The following is an 18168-nucleotide window of genomic DNA, read 5'->3' as shown; positions in this document are numbered from 1 at the left end:
AACAATGAAAATACTTATTAATCAAGTTTTAGATGTTTTAAATGAAAACATAAAAAAATCATATGATTTTGAATTAACTGAATTAGATATCCAAAATGCGACTAAAAAAGAATTCGGTGATTATCAAACAAACTTCGCTATGCAAAAAGCAAAAATGTTAGGTAAAAACCCAAGGGAAATCGCAAATACAATAGTAGAAAATTTCGATGGTAAGGGTGTAATTTCAAAAGTTGAAGTTGCAGGGCCTGGATTTATTAACTTCTTTATAAATACTGATTTATTAAATCAAGAGACGGATAAATTAGGTAAAGAAGAATATGAATATGGTGTACCTAATGATAAAATTGTTGCAATAGATTATTCATCACCAAACATTGCAAAAAGAATGCATGCTGGACATTTAAGAAGTACAATAATAGGGGATGCATTAAAGAGAATATATAGAGAATTAGGATTTACAGTTTATGGAGATAACCATATAGGTGACTGGGGAACTCAATTTGGTAAATTAATAGTTGCATATAACAACTGGTTAGATAGAGAAGCTTATGAAGCTAATGCTATTGAAGAATTAGAAAGAATATATGTATTATTCTCTCAAAAAGCTAAAGAAGATCCAACTCTTGAAGAACAAGCAAGAGAAGAATTAAGAAAAGTTCAAGCAGGAGATCCTGTAAACTATGCTTTATGGAAAGAATTTATTACTTCATCATTAAGAGAATATGATAAAGTATATAAGAGATTAGATATTGAATTTGAATTATTCAATGGAGAATCTTTCTATAATGAAATGATGCCTGAAGTATTAGAAAAATTAAAAGAAAAAGGTATAGCTAAACAAGATCAAGGAGCTTTAGTAGTATTCTTTGAAAATGATGAATTACCACCTTGTATAGTTCAAAAGAAAGATAACTCTTTCTTATACTCTACATCAGATTTAGCAACTATAGTTTATAGAAAAGATGAATTAAATGTTGATATTGCAATATACGTAGTTGATGAAAGACAATCAGATCACTTTAAACAAGTATTTAGAATTGCTGAAATGTTAGGTGCTCCATATGATTATGATAAATACCATACTAAATTTGGTATCATGAGATTTGGAGATGGAACTATCTTCTCAACACGTGGTGGAGATGTAATTAGACTTGAAGATATCTTAAACAAAGCTAAAGAAAAAGTACAAGAAATAGTAGATGAAAAAAATCCAGAACTTTCTCAAGAAGAAAGAGAATATATTGCAGAAACAGTAGGAGTAGGAGCAATTAAATACTTCGACTTAAGCCAAAATAGAGCATCTGGTATAACATTTACTTGGGATAAAGTATTAAGCTTTGAAGGAAATACAGGACCTTACTTACAATATTCATATGTAAGAATTATGTCTATCTTAAGAAAAGCTAAAGAATTAGGAATTGAATTTGAAGGATCTAAATACTTAGTAGAAGGAAGTGAATTAGCTGATAGAAACTTAGCTGTTTCATTACATAAACTTCCAACAGCTGTAATTAAAGCTTATGAATCAAATAGACCTAACTTAATTGCAGAATATGTTTACTCAGTAACTAAAGAATTCAATTCATTCTATAACTCAAATCAAGTTATAGATCAAGATAACTTAGAATTAACTAAAGCAAGACTTGCATTATGCGAAAAAACTGCAGTAGTTATTAAGAAAGCTTTAAGCTTACTTGGAATTAGAACAGTAGATAAAATGTAATAAATATATGGCACTTCGGTGCCATTTTTGTTTACTTTTATAATACATTGGGGTATAATGTATGTAGGAGATGATAAAGTGGAACTTAGGGAATTTGATAAGAGTTTTAATAAAAAAGTAATAGGAGTAGATGAAGCTGGACGTGGACCACTTGCTGGGCCTGTGGTTGCAGCTTGTGTATATATAAAAAGATATAGTAAAGAACTTGAAGGGTTAAATGATTCAAAAAAACTTACAGATAAGAAAAGAAGAGAATTATATGATTATTTAACTGCAAGTAAAAATATAGTTTACGGTGTAGGAATAGTTGATGAAGAAGTAATAGATGAAATAAATATTTTGAATGCTACTTTCTTAGCTATGAATAATGCATTAAATGAAATAGAAATAGAAGGTAGATTAGTATTAGTTGATGGAAATAAAGAAATAAAAGGGTATTTAGGAGAACAAGAAGCGGTAGTAAAAGGTGATGGAAAATCTTTATCTATAGCTGCAGCATCAATAATTGCAAAAGTTACAAGAGATATGATAATGGAAGATTATGATAAAAAATACCCTGGATATGAATTTGCAAAACATAAAGGTTATGGAACTAAAAGACATTATGAATGTATTAAAGAAAAAGGGATATGTGATATACATAGATTAAGCTTTTTAAAAAATTTAAGTGAAAAGTAGGTGAAAGTCATGCAAAAATGTTGTATTATTTGTGGTAAAGAAGAATTTATGATAAAGAAAATATATCTTCCAGTTAAAGGAATGAAAGATGGTAGTGATTTCACTCAAAAATTTTTTGATTTAGTTTTAAAAAATGAATTATATTATCTAAGAGTATGTGCTTGTTGTGGAAAAACTGAACTATACAATGCAGCTATAGTAGAAAAAAATTATGGGAAAAATAACTGTGAATGTTGTAAATAAAAGAGAGAGATTAGAGTTGTCTAATCTTTTTTTAAATTTTGTAAAAAAATGTGCGAAAAGTATTGAAAAATATATTAAGTTGTGATATACTTATTCAGTATAAACGATTTTGGTTTGATGAGGATTAAACTACTCATCACGTTTTATTGTTTAATTTTTAGAAAGATTTGAGGTGAAAATATGGCAAAACAGGATGTTCTTGAATTAGAAGGAGAAATATTAGAAGCATTACCAAATGCAATGTTTCAAGTTCGTTTAGAAAATGGACATGTGTTATTAGGTCATATCTCTGGAAAAATGAGAATGAACTACATCAAAATTTTACCTGGAGATAAGGTTACTGTTGAAGTATCACCATATGACCTTTCTAGAGGTAGAATCGTTTATAGAAAAAAATAATATAGGAGGGTTTTTATAAATGAAAGTAAAAGCATCTGTAAAACGTATCTGTGATAAATGTAAAATTATCAAAAGACACGGTAAAGTAAGAGTAATATGCGAAAACCCTAAACACAAACAAGTACAAGGATAAACATCTAAAATTTTTATATATATTTAACTTAAATTATGTAAAAATTGTAAAAATATGTTTAGCTGTAGAGCTTGTACTTTATGTTTGGGTAAAGGCATATTGATGAAGGTAAAAAAATTATTTAAGGAGGAAAGGATTTGGCTAGAATCGCAGGAGTTGACATTCCAAGAAACAAAAGAGTTGAGATCTCATTAACTTATATCTACGGAATAGGAAGAAGCATTTCAAATGAAATCTTAGTAAAAGCTGGTATAAACAAAGATACTAAGGTTAAAGATTTAACTGAAGAAGAAGTAGGAAAAATCAGAACTATCGTAGAAGAATATAAGATAGAAGGGGAATTAAGAAAAGAAATCAGACTTAATATCAAGAGATTAACTGATATTAAATGTTACAGAGGTTTAAGACATAGAATGGGATTACCAGTAAGAGGTCAAAAAACTAAGACAAATGCAAGAACTAGAAAAGGTCCAGCAAAAATGGCTGTGGCTAAGAAGAAGTAAAAATTTTAGATAGGAGGACCATATAAGTGGCTAAAAAACAAGTAGTTAAGAAGAAAAAATTAAAAAATATACCTAATGGTATAGCTTACATACATTCTACTTTCAACAACACAGTTGTTACTATCACTGATAGTGAAGGTAAAGTAGTTATATGGAAATCAGGTGGTACATCTGGTTTCAAAGGTACTAAAAAAGGAACTCCATTTGCTGCACAAATAGCTGCAGAACAAGCTGCACAAGTAGCAATTGAAAATGGAATGAAAAAAATCGAAATTAAAATTAAAGGGCCTGGATCAGGAAGAGAAGCTTCAATAAGATCAATCCAAGCAACAGAGTTAGAGGTAACTAGAATAGTAGACATTACTCCAGTTCCTCATAACGGGGCTAGACCGCCTAAGAAAAAATTATAATTAACAAGGCAAAGGAGGAAATTAACAAATGGCAAGAGATAGACAGCCTATTTTAAAGAAATGTAGAACTCTTGGATTAGATCCAAGCATTTTAGGTGTAAATAAAAAATCAAAAAGAAATATAAGACCAAATGCAAATAAAAAATTAACTGAGTATGGAACTCAATTAAGAGAAAAACAAAAAGCAAGATTTGTATATGGTGTAATGGAAAAACAATTCTATAAATTATATGAAGAAGCAACAAGAAAAGAAGGAGTAACAGGTGAGTTATTACTTCAATACTTAGAAAGAAGATTAGATAACGTAGTATATAGATTAGGATTTGGTTCAACTAGAAGACAAGCTAGACAAATAGTTAGTCACGGTCACATCTTAATTAACGGTAAAAGAGTAGATATAGCTTCTTACAGAGTAAAACAAGGTGATGTTATTACTCTTAAAGAAGGATCAACTGAACTTTCAATAATTAAAGAATCAGTAGGACAAAAATCAGTTCCTGGATGGTTATCATTAGAAGAAGGAACTTTAACTGCAAAAGTTTTAGAAAATCCTACAAGAGATGCAGTTGACTTTGAAATCAACGAAGCAATGATAATCGAGTTCTATTCAAGATAATAATTGATATTATTAGATTATTGATAAAATTCTATATAAGGGAGTTGGTTTATCTTGTTAAATATTGAGAAGATAGCAAAAAACATTAAGCTTACAGAAGAGAAAATTGACCAATACAGTGCTAAATACACATTAGAGCCACTATATAGAGGTTATGGAAATACTATAGGTAATGCTTTAAGAAGAGTACTTTTATCATCAATACCTGGTTCTGCAATTAAAGGTGTAAGAATAGATGGTGTTTTAAATGAATTTTCAATGATAGAAGGAGTTAAAGAAGCAGTTACGGATATAGTATTAAATATAAAAGAAATAGTAGTAGAACTAGATGAACCTGTTGAAAAAAGAATGAAATTATCAGTTGTAGGACCAAAAGTAATTACAGCTGCGGATATCATTCCTGATGCAGGAATAACTATAATAAATCCTGATCAAGTAATTGCAACAATTACTACTAAGAGAGCTATAGATATGGAATTTATAGTAGACTCTGGAGAAGGATTTGTAGTATCTGATGAGATTAACACTACAGGTTGGGAAGCAGATTTCCTTGCTGTTGATGCAATATATACACCTATTAGAAAAGTAAGTTATCAAGTAGAAGATACTATGGTGGGACGTGTAACAAATTATGACAAATTAACTTTAACAGTTACAACTGATGGAAGTATTGATATTCATGATGCATTATCTTATGCAGTTGAATTAATTAATATTCACACTAAACCATTTGCAAACATAGGAACTGCAATGGCTAAATTTAGAGCAGAAGAAGAATTAGAAGTTGAAGCTTCAAATGATTCTCAACCATCACTTGTAGAAGATACTAAGATTGAAGAATTAGGATTAACTATACGTTCATATAACTGCCTTAAAAAAGTAGAAATAAATACTATAGGTGAATTAATCAAACTTACTAAAGAAGATCTTAAAAAGATCAAAAACTTAGGTAATAAATCTGCAAAAGAAATAATTGAAAAAATGAAAGAATATGGTTATGAAATGTCTTCATCAGAAGAATAGAATACCGGATTTTAAGTAAGATAGGAGGACAAATTTTTTATGAATCACAGAAAATCATATAGAAAATTAGGAAGAAGAAGTGATCATAGATTAGCAATGATGAAGAATATGACAATATCTTTAATTAACGCTGAGCAAATCGAAACTACTGTAACTCGTGCTAAAGAGTTAAGAAAGTTCGTTGAAAAAATGATTACTTTAGGTAAAAAATATAACTTAGCTAATGACGATAAAGCAAAAGCAGTACATATATATAGACAAGTATTTGCTTTCTTAAGAAACGAAGAAGCAACTGCAAAAGTTTGTAAAGAAATAGCTCCAAGATATACTGAAAGAAATGGTGGTTACACAAGAATCATCAAAACTGACGTAAGAAGAGGAGACTCAGCTGAACTTGCAATTATAGAGTTAGTTTAATAAATAGAAAAAAATCGCTAATGCGATTTTTTTTGTTTAAAAATATATTTTTTGAGGTATAATAAAAATGAGGTGATAATATGTCAAATTCATTTAAAAAATCATTTAGATTATCAAGAAATGATAATAAAATATATAAGGGTTTTGGTAAAAGGCATTTAGATGATGTAACAAATATATATGTTGATCCAAGAAATCAAGCTTATCCAAATAAAACGTCATTATCACAGTCTATTTCAGAGGCGGTAATATTTTTAGCAGACTATATTGATTACATTAAAATAAATCAAAAATATGGGAAAATATATATTAGTGAAAATGAAATAGATGGATATATTAAAATATTTAGTGATTGGCATTTTGAAAGAATAATTGATACTGAAATAGAAAAATTTACATTCTACTATTCGAATATTACAAAAAGTATGGAAATAGGGTTTTTAGATACATTTGGAGAATATATTAGTGATGAAAGTATAATTGATTCATATATGCGTAATTTTTTAGAAAATTTATGTCATATTATATTTGAATATCATAGTAATGCTGAATATAGAGAACTTTTTGATGAATTTGTATTTTCTAGAAATATAGAAAATTTTGTTAAACTAGAAGAAATAATTTATCAAAACAATAAAAATAATGACTATAACTATCAACAGCTATATGAAAATAGTGTTAAAAATGAAGTTGAGTTTTCTGATAATACTTTTGAATTATTGTATTTTGGTATTCAAGATATAGAAAAAGAAAATGAAGTAGAGCTAGAGGAAGAATTATCAGTAATAATAAAATATGATAATAAAGAATTTAATGAAGAATATTTGGAACTAGTACCAAACCTTCCTGCAGAGTTTATTATACCTAAAAAATTAAGAAAAACATGTAATGCTATTAGTAGTGGAGATAGTATTTCTATGTTACTTACAGGTCCTGCAGGAACTGGTAAAACTATGTCAGCAAAACTTATTGCACAAAATATTAATATGCCATTAATGGAAGTTATTAACTGTAGTGAAAATTTAGATGAATTTATACTAGGTAAGTATATACCAAAAGATGATAAGATAATATTTTATGAAACCTATGTAACAAAAGCAATAAGATATGGTGGTATGGTAGTATTTGAAGAGATAAATTTTGCTAAGCCTCAATATTTAGCTTTTTTAAATTCATTATTGGATGATAATGGTTTTGTAAGATTAGATAATGGAGAAGTTGTAAGAAGACATAAAAACTTTAGATTTTTAGCTACTATGAATAGAGGATACTATGGAACTAAAGAATTAAACCAAGCGTTATATAACAGGTTTAATATTATAGTTGAAATGGATGAATTAAGTAAAGAAGATATTAGAAGAATGCTGATTAAAAGAGTACCAGAATGTGAGCCCAAAGTTGATAAAGTAATAACAGTATATAATAAAATTTTAAAGAGAATAAAGAAAGATGAACTTGATTTTGTAATATCAGCAAGAAATTTAGAAAACTGGGTTAGACTGGCAAAATATGAAGGTTATGTTGATGCAGCTGAAAAAACCATTATACCAATTGCAAAAGGTGATGAATATTTTGAAAAGACTATTAGAAGTAGTATAAAAATATTCGATTGGAAGTAATTATGCATGTTGTAAAACAATTTTTTAATAGCAAAAACTCTAATTTAGAAAAAGAATTTGCTAGAATATTTACAGAGAAGAATAATATTAATCTAGTATTTAAAAAGTGTAACATGGCATTCACTGATGGTAAAAATATAGTAATAGATCCAACATTAAAAAATATGTATAAGAATAAAGTAGCATTACAAAAAGTAAATGAATTTATGCTTAAAAACTCATTTAATGTAAATGACGAATTAGAATCATTAAAATTAATTACTAGATGTATAAATATACATGAATCATTACATATATTGTACAGTAAATTTCCTTCTTTAATTACAATGGATAAGAGGTTTGAGAATAATAATAAATATTTTTCAGTTTTAAAGATAATAGATAATGCAATAGAAGATGTATATATAGAAAATATAGGGAAATTTGTATATGATGGAATTAGAAAATATATTGATTTCTTAAGATTATTAATGCTTTATTCAGACTTATACAAAGAAGAAAAAGAAGAATTACCAGAAGAAATAGAAAATGAAATTGAAGGGATTAAATTAAGTCCTGCATGTATTAAATTGCAATTAATATTATCCTATGTATTTTCAAGATTCATTTACCCATATTTCGAAGTTATGGAGAATGAAGAAATTAAAGAATATACTGATAAAATCATTCCTATATATCATAAAGCGGTAGTTGAAAAAAATTTTAGAAGAAGATATGATTATTCAGTTGAAGTATTAGAAATATTGAAAGACTTAATTGATGAATGTAGTGAAAAAGAAATTGAAGAAATTACAAATAGATTAAAAGAATTCACAGGTGATTTTACTAAAGAATTAAAAAAAGAAGACTATTTTAGTAATAATCCTATTGAACCAGATGGAGATATCTTCTTCATCATTGATGGACCAGGAGAAGTTACTATGATAGAATTTGACGAAGATGCAGAAGAAACTATAAGGATTATAAACGAGTATAGGGAAAAGATATTTATAGAAAAGGGAATGAAGTTTTCACTAGCTAACGTACATAAAAATATTGATATTAAAGAGATTTATCCTAAAATTGACTTTAGAAATAAGGAAGAATATTTAAATATCTGTAGAAGAAATAGAATGCAAATAAATAAATATAGGAAAAGAATAGAAACACTATTAAAATTAGATAGTGTGGAATATGAAGATAAAAAACTATTTGGAAGTAATATTAATTCTAAAAGAATGTTTGATATAAAGAATAGAATTTGGGGTAAAAATGTAGAGACAAGAAAATTTGATAATCTATCAATTATATTAATGATAGATAATTCTGGATCTATGATGGGATCTTTAATGCGTGGTGCAATAGAATCAAGTGTAATATTGCATGAGGTTCTAGAAGGTAAAATTAAGCATTCTATAGTAAAACATAGGGCTATTTATCATGAAGATATTCTAGAGCATAAAATACTTTATTCATTTAAACCTAGAAAAAATGAAAAATACAATATAGTTGATTATGATTGTGATGATGGAACTAGGGAAGGGTTAAGTATTAGATGGGCTAAAAAATATATAGATAAATATGAGAGTGATAAAAAATTAATAATAATGATATCAGATGGTATGCCAGCACATGTTGATTCTAAAGATATAGGATATCTTGGAGATTTTGCTATTATAGATAGTAAAGTTTCGGCAAAAAGTGTAGAAGATTTCGAGACTAAGATTATAGCGATAGCACTTGATGATGAAGATGAAGATATAGTTTTTCATAATTTAAAAAACATATATAGAAATGTGGTTCGTTGTGATAAAATAGATAATTTGATAAAGAATTTATTTAAGATAATTGAAGATGAATTTAAATAAAAACACCCTCTTAGGAGGGTGTCTTTTATTACATTAATGATTTATATAATTCAATTATTTCTTCTAATGTAGCTTCTCTAGGGTTTCCTGGAGCACAAACATCATTAAATGCATCTTGTGCTATCTTAGGTATATCTTCCATTTTAACACCTAATTCAGATATAGTTGCAGGTATTCCAACATCTTTAGATAATTTATCTACTGCTAAGCAAGCTTCGTTTCTAACGTCTTCTAAGCTTAATGTATCCCAGTTAGCAACACCTAATACTCTAGCTATATCTCTATATTTTTCTCCAGTAAAGTCTTTGTTAAATTTCATAACTGTTGGTAATAATGAAGCACATGCAACACCATGTGGAGTATCATACCAAGCACTTAATGGGTGAGCCATAGCGTGAACTAATCCAAGTCCTACGTTAGAGAATCCCATACCAGCTATATATTGCGCTAGAGCCATATCTTCTCTACATTTTTCACAACCTTTAACTGAATCTCTTAATGATCTTCCAACTATTTCTATAGCTTTAATATGCATCATATCTGTCATTTCCCATGCACCTTTAGTTATATATCCTTCTATAGCATGAGTCATAGCATCCATTCCTGTTGCTGCTGCAAGTGATGCAGGCATTTTAGCCATCATATCGCTATCAACAAATGCTACTATTGGTATATCGTGTGGGTCAACACAAACGAATTTTCTATTTCTATCTTCATCTGTAATTACATAGTTAATTGTAACTTCAGCAGCTGTTCCTGATGTAGTAGGAACTGCAAGTATTGGTAAACAAGGTTTTTTAGTATCTGCAACACCTTCTAGAGATAATACATCTTCAAATTCAGGGTTAGTAATGATGATTGCAATTGCTTTAGCTGTATCCATAGGAGATCCTCCACCTACAGTAATTATACAGTCAGCTTTACAATTTTTAACGAACTCAACACCGTCTTTAACGTTTTTAACTGTTGGGTTTGGAACTATTTTTCCAAATACTTCATAGTCAATTCCAGCTTCGTCAAGTAAAGCAGTAACTTTACCAGCAAGTCCTAATTCTACTAAGTCATCACTTGTGATAACTGCAGCTTTTTTAAATCCACGTTTTTTAAATTCTGGAACTATTGCTTCTATTGCACCTTTTCCAAAATAAGAAGTTTCATTTAAAATCAGTCTTTTCATTTAATAATCATCCTTTCTAATGCTAATTTAGCTTATATAAATAATATAATGCGAAAATGATAATAAAACAAATTTTTTTATAATAAAAATACTTTAGATATTTTACACCTTTTTTAACAACTGGTATAAACCAACGTTTTACTACTATTATAAATAGGTTAGTTAATTAACTAAATAAAAAAGTAGAGTTACCTCTACTTAAATTCTATACATCCATCTAAAGACTTAATTCTAGCAAGTGATTCTAATCTTATACCTTCTTTTTCTATTCTTTCTGCACCAACTTGGAATGATTTTTCAATAACTATTCCTATACCTACGATATTTGCATTAGCTTGTCTTAATAAATCTATTAATCCTAAAGCTGCAGCACCATTTGCTAAGAAATCATCTATTACTAATATATTTTCATTTTCTTTTACATAACTTTTAGATAACATGATATCATATTCTCTACCTTTAGTATATGAATATACTTTTGATTTATATACATCATCACTTAAATTTTTAGATTCTGTTTTCTTTGCAAAAATTACAGGGACATGATCAAAATATTGTGAAGCTATACATGCAATTGCAATACCTGAAGCTTCTATAGTAACTATTTTATCTACTTTAACATTTGAGAATATTCTTTTAAATTCTTTTCCTATTTCATTCATGAAAGCTACATCAATTTGATGATTTAAAAATGAATCTACTTTTAAAATGTTATTTGGTTTTAAAGTTCCTTCTTTTAATATTTTTTCTTTTAAACTATCCATAAGTATCTCCCTTATTTATTTTTCATATATATTAGCATTTTTTTTACAAAATTACTACTTTTTTTTAAATTTTTCTCATTTTGTATATACTTAACGTTGAAAATGTAGTAAACTAAGGGTATAATATAGGTAAATGTGCAGTTATTATAAGGAAAGTTGTGGGTGAAAAATGGGATATTTTAGTGACAACACTTTCAATCAGTCAAAAAGGGCTGTAAGCATAGTGACTAAGTTAATAGACGAGATAGGTGATAAGACTATACATACAACACATAGATTTGCTTTTGTTGTTTCAGGTATTGGAAAAATAAAACTAAATGAAGTTGAATATACTATTAAGGAAAATAGTTTAATTAGTATAAGTCCATGGAGTACTACTGAAATTACTGAAGTAAAGAAAAATATAAATGTGTTGATTTTTTCATATAATAAATCATATATTTCAAGAATAGTTAATCATATTAGACCAGAATACATTGATATTTTCAACAATATTGAAAAGCTAGGAGAAGTAGATTTAGATGGTAGAGAAGGTACTAAAATAAAAAAAATACTTCTAGAGATAAGGGCAGAAATAGGAGATGATAATATACTTGAATGTGTAGATCAGTTTATGGCTGAAGCCTATTCTGAAATATTTATAATTTCTAAATTTTTAGAATTTTTAGTTGTAATATCTCGTAATAGTAATAAGATAGGTCATAATGATGAAACTGGATACTCAGAAGCACAACTACTTATTAAATATATACACGCTCACTCAAATGAAAAACTTACGATAAATAAGCTTGCACTAATATTTTTTATGAGTGAATCAACAGTTAGAAGGTATATAGAAGAATTTACGGATTTAACTTTTAATGAATTACTGTATAAGATTAGACTTTCTAAAACAGAAGATCTATTACTATATACTAATCTGAGTTTAGATGAAATAGCAAATATGTCAGGTTTTGTTGATGGCTCACATATCACAAAAATATGGAATATGAAGAAGAACATGACTCCTACTGCATATAGAAATATGTATAGAGAATCATTTGCAGCATTTAATGAAGAAGACAAAAAAATTATATTTGATATAATAAACTATATTAACAATGAATACATGCAAGATATTAACCTAGAACAAATATCTAAAAAATATAATTTATCAGAAACTAAAATTAATAAACTACTATTATCATATGTAGATAGAAACTTTAGTACTTATTTAAATCATATTAGAATAAATAAAGCATGTGAATTACTAATTAACACTGAAATCCCTATAATTGATATTTGTTTTGAAGTAGGATATAACAACATTAAGTCATTTAATAATAATTTTAAAAAGAATAAGAATATGACACCTACTTGTTTTAGAGAATATCAGAAAAAGTAATTCTAAATAATTGACAATAGAATATAAACTAAAGTATAATTAAAAGTAGGAGTTTTTATGGATGAATTAGAAAAAAGAATTCAAAAATTAGATGAAGCAATCACAGCTTTAGAAGAACAGATGAAGAAGCTAAAAACTATTAATGAAGATATAGAAAATCTTGATTATGATTTAGAAGAAGATTGCGAAGAAGAAATAAGAGAAATAATGAAAGAATATTTAATGTTAGATTTTATAGGAGAAGAATAATGGAAAAAATTAAAGGAATAAATCCTGTAATAGAAGTTTTAAAAAGTGAGACTACTATTGAAAAATTAGAAGTATACAAAGGAATAAATAAAGCTCATATTAAACAAGTTTTAGAACTTGCAAGTAAGAGAAATTTAAAAATATTCTATACTGATAAAAGAGATGACAACTCTCAAGGAGTTGTAGCATATATTTCAGAATATGATTATTATGTTGATTTTGTTGAATTTTTAGAAAAAGAATTAATGAAAGAAGAATCAACTATAGTAATACTTGACCAAATACAAGATCCAAGAAACTTTGGAGCTATAATTAGATCTTGTGAGTGTTTTGGTGTTAGTGGAATAATAATGCAAGATAGAAATAATGTTAAAGTTACAGAAACTGTAGTAAAATCATCTACAGGTGCAATAGAACATGTAGATATAGTTCAAGTAACTAATATTGCTGATACTATAGAAAAACTACAAAAATATGGATATTTTGTATATGGTGCTGAAGCTAATGGTGAAAAATTCTATTTTGAAGAAAACTATCCTAAGAAAAAAGCTTTAGTATTAGGTAGTGAAGGTAAAGGAATGAGAAAAAGAGTTAGAGAGACTTGTGATAGCATACTAAAAATACATTTAAAAGGGGAAATAAATTCATTAAATGTATCAGTAGCTGCAGGTATCTTATTATCTGAAATGAGCAAATAGGAGGAAAAGAAATGGTAAAGGAATATATTGCCAAAGATATAGAGCAAAAATGGCAAGAAAAATGGGAGCAAGATAAAGTATTTAAAACTCAAAATAAGGTAGAAGGAAAACAAAATTACTATACTTTAGAAATGTTTGCTTATCCTTCAGGTAAATTACACGCTGGACATTTAAGAAACTATACTATAGGAGATGCTATAGCTAGATATAAAAAGATGAAAGGATTTAATGTATTACATCCTTTTGGTTGGGATTCATTTGGATTACCAGCAGAAAATGCAGCTATAGATAATGGTGCTAGCCCTGCAGTATGGACTGCACAAAATATTGAAAATATGAAAAGACAATTAAAATTAATGGGACTTTCATATGATTGGGATAGAGAACTAGCAACATATCAAAAAGAATACTATAAATTCAATCAACAATTCTTTATTGAAATGTATAAAAAAGGATTAGTATATAAGAAAAAATCTTATGTTAACTGGTGTCCTGATTGTCATACAGTACTTGCTAACGAACAAGTTGAAGATGGGAAATGTTGGAGACATGGTAAAACTACAGTAATACAAAAAGAATTATCACAATGGTATTTCAAAATAACAGATTATGCTGAAGAACTATTAACTGGTCATGAGGAATTAAGAGGATATTGGCCTGACCAAGTACTTGCAATGCAAAAAAACTGGATAGGGAAATCAAGTGGAGCTGAAGTAATGTTTACTTTAGAATATAAAGGTGAAGAAATAGAAATACCTATATTTACAACAAGAGTAGATACACTTTATGGTGTTACATATATTTCGATTGCACCAGAATTACCTTTAGTTTCAGAAGTAGTTTTAAAAGAAAGACCTGAATTAAAAGCTGCTGTAGATGAAATGATAAATGAAGATAAAATATCAAGAGAAGCTCAAGATAAAGAGAAAAATGGAATATTTACAGGACTTTATGTTAAACATCCATTAACTAATGAAATGATACCTATGTATATTGCAAACTATGTATTAATGGATTACGGTACAGGTGCTGTAATGGCTGTACCAGCTCATGATGAAAGAGACTTTGCTTTTGCTAAAAAATATGATTTACCTGCAAAAGCAGTAATTAAGGCAAAAAATCCAGAAGATGATTTTGATGGAAATAAAACTTTCTTAGGAAAAGGAGAGTTAATTAATTCAGAAGAATTTGATGGAGTTCATAATATTGAAGCTAAAGATAAAATAGTAGAAAAACTAGAAAAATTAGGAAAAGGAAAAGCTACAACTAACTATAGATTACATGATTGGTTAATAAGTAGACAAAGATATTGGGGAACTCCTATTCCAGTAATTTATGATGAGGAAGGAAATGTATATTTAGACGAAAACTTACCAGTAGTATTACCAACAGATATAGATTTCTCTGGAAAAGGAAATCCTTTAGAAACTTCTCCTACATTTAAAGAAGTAATATTACCTAATGGTAAAAAAGGATATAGAGAAACTGATACTATGGATACTTTCGTAGATTCATCATGGTATTATTTAAGATATCTTGATCCTACTAATGAAAAAATTGCCTTCTTAAAAGAAGATGCAGATGCATATACACCAGTAGATCAATATATAGGTGGGATAGAGCATGCTGTAATGCATTTACTTTATGCAAGATTCTTCCATAAAGTATTTAGAGATTTAGGATACTTATCAACTAATGAACCATTTAAGAGATTATTAACTCAAGGTATGGTACTAGATTATTCATTCTATTCAAATAATGAAAGAAGATATTTATTTAGAGAAGAAGTTGAAATGAAAGATGGGAAACCAGTAAGTAAAAAAACTGGAGAAGAGTTAGTAACTAAGCTTGAAAAAATGTCTAAATCTAAAAATAATGGAGTAGATCCTGAACAAATAATTAAAGAGTTTGGAGCGGATGCTGCAAGAGTCTTCACTCTATTTGCTGCACCACCTGAAAAAGAATTAGAATGGAATGCAAATGGTGTAGTTGGGGCATATAGATTTGTAAATAGAATATTCTTAATGGCTCAAGAATGCTTAGATATATTAAAAGCAGAGTATTCAAGTATAGAATTAGATAAAAGAAATAAAGAAGATGAAAATCTTCAAAGAAAAACTCACCAAACTATCAAGAGAGTAACAGATAGTATGGAAGACAATTTCCACTTTAATACTGCTATAGCAGGAACTATGGAACTTGTAAATGAATTAACAACATACAAACAAAATATATTAGACACTAATAATAAATCAAGTGAATCTGATAAAGTATTCAAAGAAGCTATGATTTCATTAATATTAATGATATCACCTATAGCACCACACTTAGCTGAAGAAGTTTGGGAATTATGTGGAATGCCAGGATATATATCAAATGCAGAATGGCCAGAATACAATGAAGTATTAACTCATGTTTCAGAGATTACTATGATGATACAAGTAAACGGAAAAATCAGAGGAGAATTTGAAACTAATATTAATGCAACTAATGAAGAAGTAATAGCAAAAGCATTAGCAAATGAAAATGTTATTAGAAATATTGAAGGTAAAGAAGTAGTTAAAACTATAGTAGTACCTAAAAAATTAGTAAATATAGTTGTTAAATAATTTAAGTAGAGTCTTTTGACTCTACTTATTAATTGTGGAGGTAAAATGAATATATTTGTAAAAGGAAACTATATCATGTATATGTTAGCAAAAGATCATATTTTTTCTTTAATATTATCTTTAGCTATTTCTTCTATATTCATAATAATACCTATGTTTTTAAAAAAGAAGAATAAGAAAAACTATTTTTCAATTTTAGCTATATTTTTTACATTATTTCAAATTTTAGAAATGTTAGTAAAAATATATGTTGAAGGTGACGTGGTACAAAAAAGTTTACCTTTACAATTAACGAACATTTCAATTATATTTGGTATAATATATCTATTTTCTAGGAAGAATTGGTCATATAATATATTGTTTTATCTAAGTGTATTTAATATATTATCTATAATTTATCCTATTAGATTTGAATATCATACTATACTAAAGCCATTTTTCTATATCTTTAATAATCTATTAGCAATAGATATATTAATTTTAGGAAAAATGAATTTTAAAAATAAAATTACTAAGAAAGGGCTATATACATCTATATTTATATATGTCTTTTCATTCTTAATAATGTGGAAATTGGTTAATCCAAAACTTGTAACCAATTATATGTATACTCATGAATATATGTTAGATTTTATGAGGTTTATTAAACCTTTTAATCTCTATTTATTACTCTTGGTATTAGGAAAGGCCCTATTAATGACTATTGTGTATTTAATACATAATATATTAGCAAAAAGGAAGAGAGTTGGAAAAAGTTGAGAACCTTTATAAATAATTTAAAATCAGAATTAATCCTATTTTTAGTTGCCATGGTTTGGGGGACTGGATTTATTGCAACAAAAATAGCAGTAGATAGTGGCATGGAAACATATAATATTATGTTTGTTAGATTTTTAATTTCTACTATTTTACTTTACCTAATGCTTAAGGTGAGGAAGATAAAAATAGATAGAAAATCATATACGGCTGGACTAATACTAGGAACAGTACTAGTACTAGCGTATTTAACGCAAACATATGGACTATACTATACAACCCCTGCTAAAAATTCATTGTTAACAGGACTTAGTGTAATTTTTGTTCCATACATGTCACACTTAATATTTAAAACTAAAGTAGATAAATTTACATTCATAGCTTCAGTATTAGCTTTTATTGGAATGTATATGTTATCAGGAAATTTTCTTGAATCTGTAGATGGATTTAATAAAGGAGATTTCTATACTGTAATTTGTGCTGTGTTATTTGCACTTCATATCGTAATTACAGGATATTATGTAAATAAGATAAATACAGTGGTACTTGCTTATGTGCAATTTTTAATAGCAACTATACAATCATTTATACTTGCAATATACTATGGACAATTAAAAGCAGTATCTACTCATGGACTACTTTCTTCTTTATACATGGGAGTTTTTTGTACTTTCGTTGCATATACTTTGCAAATTATAGGGCAAAAAAGAGTGAGTTCATCAACAGCTGCAGTAATACTTTCTTTAGAGGTAGTATTTGCAACTATACTTTCAATATTTTTAGGATATGATGACTTCCATCCTATTATTTTATTTGGGTCAGTTCTAATATTCCTGGGAATAATAATATCAGAAACAAAATTAGATTTTTTATTTAAAAATAAAAAGAGAAAATAGGAACTTTAAGGTTCCTTTTTTTTT

General features: G+C 27.6%; 20 protein-coding genes. 18 read left to right on the top strand and 2 right to left on the bottom strand.

Annotated elements, in window-relative coordinates; all coding sequences use genetic code 11:
• Positions 1–4: 4 nt before the first annotated feature.
• The 12 genes from argS to GM111_RS02230 all read left to right on the top strand — a co-directional run bounded on the left by argS (position 5) and on the right by GM111_RS02230 (position 9611).
• Positions 5–1723, top strand: a complete 1719-nt coding sequence (gene argS / locus GM111_RS02285) for an arginine--tRNA ligase (RefSeq protein ID WP_156299272.1) — start codon at positions 5–7, stop codon at positions 1721–1723.
• Positions 1724–1780: 57 nt separating this feature from the next.
• Positions 1781–2401 carry a ribonuclease HII gene (locus GM111_RS02280; RefSeq protein WP_156299271.1) on the top strand — a complete coding sequence of 207 codons (621 nt, stop codon included), beginning with the start codon at positions 1781–1783 and terminating at the stop codon, positions 2399–2401.
• Between the two features lie 9 nt (positions 2402–2410).
• Positions 2411–2644: a hypothetical protein gene (locus GM111_RS02275; RefSeq protein ID WP_156299270.1), complete on the top strand. Its 234-nt coding sequence runs from the start codon at positions 2411–2413 to the stop codon at positions 2642–2644.
• 180 nt (positions 2645–2824) lie between these two features.
• Positions 2825–3043 carry a translation initiation factor IF-1 gene (gene infA, locus GM111_RS02270; RefSeq protein ID WP_012858377.1) on the top strand — a complete coding sequence of 73 codons (219 nt, stop codon included), beginning with the start codon at positions 2825–2827 and terminating at the stop codon, positions 3041–3043.
• 19 nt (positions 3044–3062) lie between these two features.
• Positions 3063–3176: a 50S ribosomal protein L36 gene (gene rpmJ, locus GM111_RS02265; RefSeq protein ID WP_012858378.1), complete on the top strand. Its 114-nt coding sequence runs from the start codon at positions 3063–3065 to the stop codon at positions 3174–3176.
• Positions 3177–3313: 137 nt separating this feature from the next.
• Positions 3314–3679 carry a 30S ribosomal protein S13 gene (gene rpsM / locus GM111_RS02260; protein WP_067321947.1) on the top strand — a complete coding sequence of 122 codons (366 nt, stop codon included), beginning with the start codon at positions 3314–3316 and terminating at the stop codon, positions 3677–3679.
• A 26-nt stretch (positions 3680–3705) separates the two neighbouring features.
• Positions 3706–4089 carry a 30S ribosomal protein S11 gene (rpsK, locus tag GM111_RS02255; protein WP_066900371.1) on the top strand — a complete coding sequence of 128 codons (384 nt, stop codon included), beginning with the start codon at positions 3706–3708 and terminating at the stop codon, positions 4087–4089.
• Between the two features lie 28 nt (positions 4090–4117).
• Positions 4118–4705, top strand: a complete 588-nt coding sequence (rpsD, locus tag GM111_RS02250; RefSeq protein WP_067321949.1) for a 30S ribosomal protein S4 — start codon at positions 4118–4120, stop codon at positions 4703–4705.
• A 54-nt stretch (positions 4706–4759) separates the two neighbouring features.
• Positions 4760–5728, top strand: coding sequence for a DNA-directed RNA polymerase subunit alpha (locus GM111_RS02245; RefSeq protein WP_156299269.1), 969 nt, complete (start codon positions 4760–4762; stop codon positions 5726–5728).
• Between the two features lie 39 nt (positions 5729–5767).
• Positions 5768–6145: a 50S ribosomal protein L17 gene (gene rplQ, locus GM111_RS02240; RefSeq protein ID WP_156299268.1), complete on the top strand. Its 378-nt coding sequence runs from the start codon at positions 5768–5770 to the stop codon at positions 6143–6145.
• An 80-nt stretch (positions 6146–6225) separates the two neighbouring features.
• Positions 6226–7764: an AAA family ATPase gene (locus GM111_RS02235; protein WP_156299267.1), complete on the top strand. Its 1539-nt coding sequence runs from the start codon at positions 6226–6228 to the stop codon at positions 7762–7764.
• Between the two features lie 2 nt (positions 7765–7766).
• Entirely contained in the window at positions 7767–9611 is a 1845-nt protein-coding gene (locus GM111_RS02230; protein ID WP_156299266.1) for a vWA domain-containing protein, read from the top strand.
• A gap of 28 nt (positions 9612–9639) precedes the next feature.
• On the opposite strand, the gene fucO is transcribed toward GM111_RS02230, so the two are convergent.
• Both fucO and GM111_RS02220 read right to left on the bottom strand, forming a co-directional pair.
• Positions 9640–10788 carry a lactaldehyde reductase gene (gene fucO / locus GM111_RS02225; protein ID WP_156299265.1) on the bottom strand — a complete coding sequence of 383 codons (1149 nt, stop codon included), beginning with the start codon at positions 10786–10788 and terminating at the stop codon, positions 9640–9642.
• A gap of 194 nt (positions 10789–10982) precedes the next feature.
• Positions 10983–11552 carry a xanthine phosphoribosyltransferase gene (locus tag GM111_RS02220; RefSeq protein WP_156299264.1) on the bottom strand — a complete coding sequence of 190 codons (570 nt, stop codon included), beginning with the start codon at positions 11550–11552 and terminating at the stop codon, positions 10983–10985.
• Positions 11553–11721: 169 nt separating this feature from the next.
• Here GM111_RS02220 and GM111_RS02215 point away from each other — a divergent pair, with 169 nt between their 5' ends.
• The 6 genes from GM111_RS02215 to GM111_RS02190 are packed head-to-tail and all read left to right on the top strand — an operon-like array spanning position 11722 to position 18144.
• Complete coding sequence (locus GM111_RS02215) at positions 11722–12936, top strand: AraC family transcriptional regulator (RefSeq protein ID WP_156299263.1); 1215 nt, start codon at positions 11722–11724, stop codon at positions 12934–12936.
• A gap of 57 nt (positions 12937–12993) precedes the next feature.
• Positions 12994–13185 (top strand): hypothetical protein, encoded by a 192-nt coding sequence (locus GM111_RS02210; protein WP_156299262.1) that lies wholly within the window; start codon positions 12994–12996, stop codon positions 13183–13185.
• A complete protein-coding gene (gene rlmB / locus GM111_RS02205) occupies positions 13185–13883 on the top strand; it encodes a 23S rRNA (guanosine(2251)-2'-O)-methyltransferase RlmB (RefSeq protein ID WP_156299261.1) in 699 nt (232 codons plus the stop codon). Before GM111_RS02210 ends, rlmB begins: the two co-directional genes overlap by 1 nt.
• Positions 13884–13894: 11 nt before the next feature.
• Positions 13895–16492 (top strand): leucine--tRNA ligase, encoded by a 2598-nt coding sequence (gene leuS / locus GM111_RS02200; RefSeq protein ID WP_156299260.1) that lies wholly within the window; start codon positions 13895–13897, stop codon positions 16490–16492.
• A 45-nt stretch (positions 16493–16537) separates the two neighbouring features.
• Complete coding sequence (locus GM111_RS02195; protein WP_156299259.1) at positions 16538–17251, top strand: TMEM164 family acyltransferase; 714 nt, start codon at positions 16538–16540, stop codon at positions 17249–17251.
• Positions 17248–18144, top strand: coding sequence for a DMT family transporter (locus GM111_RS02190; RefSeq protein WP_156299258.1), 897 nt, complete (start codon positions 17248–17250; stop codon positions 18142–18144). The genes GM111_RS02195 and GM111_RS02190 overlap by 4 nt, the downstream gene beginning before the upstream one ends.
• The last annotated feature ends 24 nt before the right edge of the window (positions 18145–18168 follow it).

The sequence above is a fragment of the Streptobacillus canis genome, assembly GCF_009733925.1.
Lineage (GTDB): Bacteria > Fusobacteriota > Fusobacteriia > Fusobacteriales > Leptotrichiaceae > Streptobacillus > Streptobacillus canis.
Note: the sequence above shows the minus strand (reverse complement) of the source record. Positions and strands in the feature narration are given on the sequence as shown.

What these genes read in the sequence shown, in the direction of transcription:
- argS (WP_156299272.1), top strand. Translation starts at nt 5, where the DNA reads ATGAAAATACTTATTAATCAAGTTTTAGATGTTTTAAATGAAAACATA.
- GM111_RS02280 (WP_156299271.1), top strand. Translation starts at nt 1,781, where the DNA reads ATGTATGTAGGAGATGATAAAGTGGAACTTAGGGAATTTGATAAGAGT.
- GM111_RS02275 (WP_156299270.1), top strand. Translation starts at nt 2,411, where the DNA reads ATGCAAAAATGTTGTATTATTTGTGGTAAAGAAGAATTTATGATAAAG.
- infA (WP_012858377.1), top strand. Translation starts at nt 2,825, where the DNA reads ATGGCAAAACAGGATGTTCTTGAATTAGAAGGAGAAATATTAGAAGCA.
- rpmJ (WP_012858378.1), top strand. Translation starts at nt 3,063, where the DNA reads ATGAAAGTAAAAGCATCTGTAAAACGTATCTGTGATAAATGTAAAATT.
- rpsD (WP_067321949.1), top strand. Translation starts at nt 4,118, where the DNA reads ATGGCAAGAGATAGACAGCCTATTTTAAAGAAATGTAGAACTCTTGGA.
- rplQ (WP_156299268.1), top strand. Translation starts at nt 5,768, where the DNA reads ATGAATCACAGAAAATCATATAGAAAATTAGGAAGAAGAAGTGATCAT.
- GM111_RS02235 (WP_156299267.1), top strand. Translation starts at nt 6,226, where the DNA reads ATGTCAAATTCATTTAAAAAATCATTTAGATTATCAAGAAATGATAAT.
- GM111_RS02230 (WP_156299266.1), top strand. Translation starts at nt 7,767, where the DNA reads ATGCATGTTGTAAAACAATTTTTTAATAGCAAAAACTCTAATTTAGAA.
- fucO (WP_156299265.1), bottom strand. Translation starts at nt 10,788, where the DNA reads ATGAAAAGACTGATTTTAAATGAAACTTCTTATTTTGGAAAAGGTGCA.
- GM111_RS02220 (WP_156299264.1), bottom strand. Translation starts at nt 11,552, where the DNA reads ATGGATAGTTTAAAAGAAAAAATATTAAAAGAAGGAACTTTAAAACCA.
- GM111_RS02215 (WP_156299263.1), top strand. Translation starts at nt 11,722, where the DNA reads ATGGGATATTTTAGTGACAACACTTTCAATCAGTCAAAAAGGGCTGTA.
- GM111_RS02210 (WP_156299262.1), top strand. Translation starts at nt 12,994, where the DNA reads ATGGATGAATTAGAAAAAAGAATTCAAAAATTAGATGAAGCAATCACA.
- rlmB (WP_156299261.1), top strand. Translation starts at nt 13,185, where the DNA reads ATGGAAAAAATTAAAGGAATAAATCCTGTAATAGAAGTTTTAAAAAGT.
- leuS (WP_156299260.1), top strand. Translation starts at nt 13,895, where the DNA reads ATGGTAAAGGAATATATTGCCAAAGATATAGAGCAAAAATGGCAAGAA.
- GM111_RS02195 (WP_156299259.1), top strand. Translation starts at nt 16,538, where the DNA reads ATGAATATATTTGTAAAAGGAAACTATATCATGTATATGTTAGCAAAA.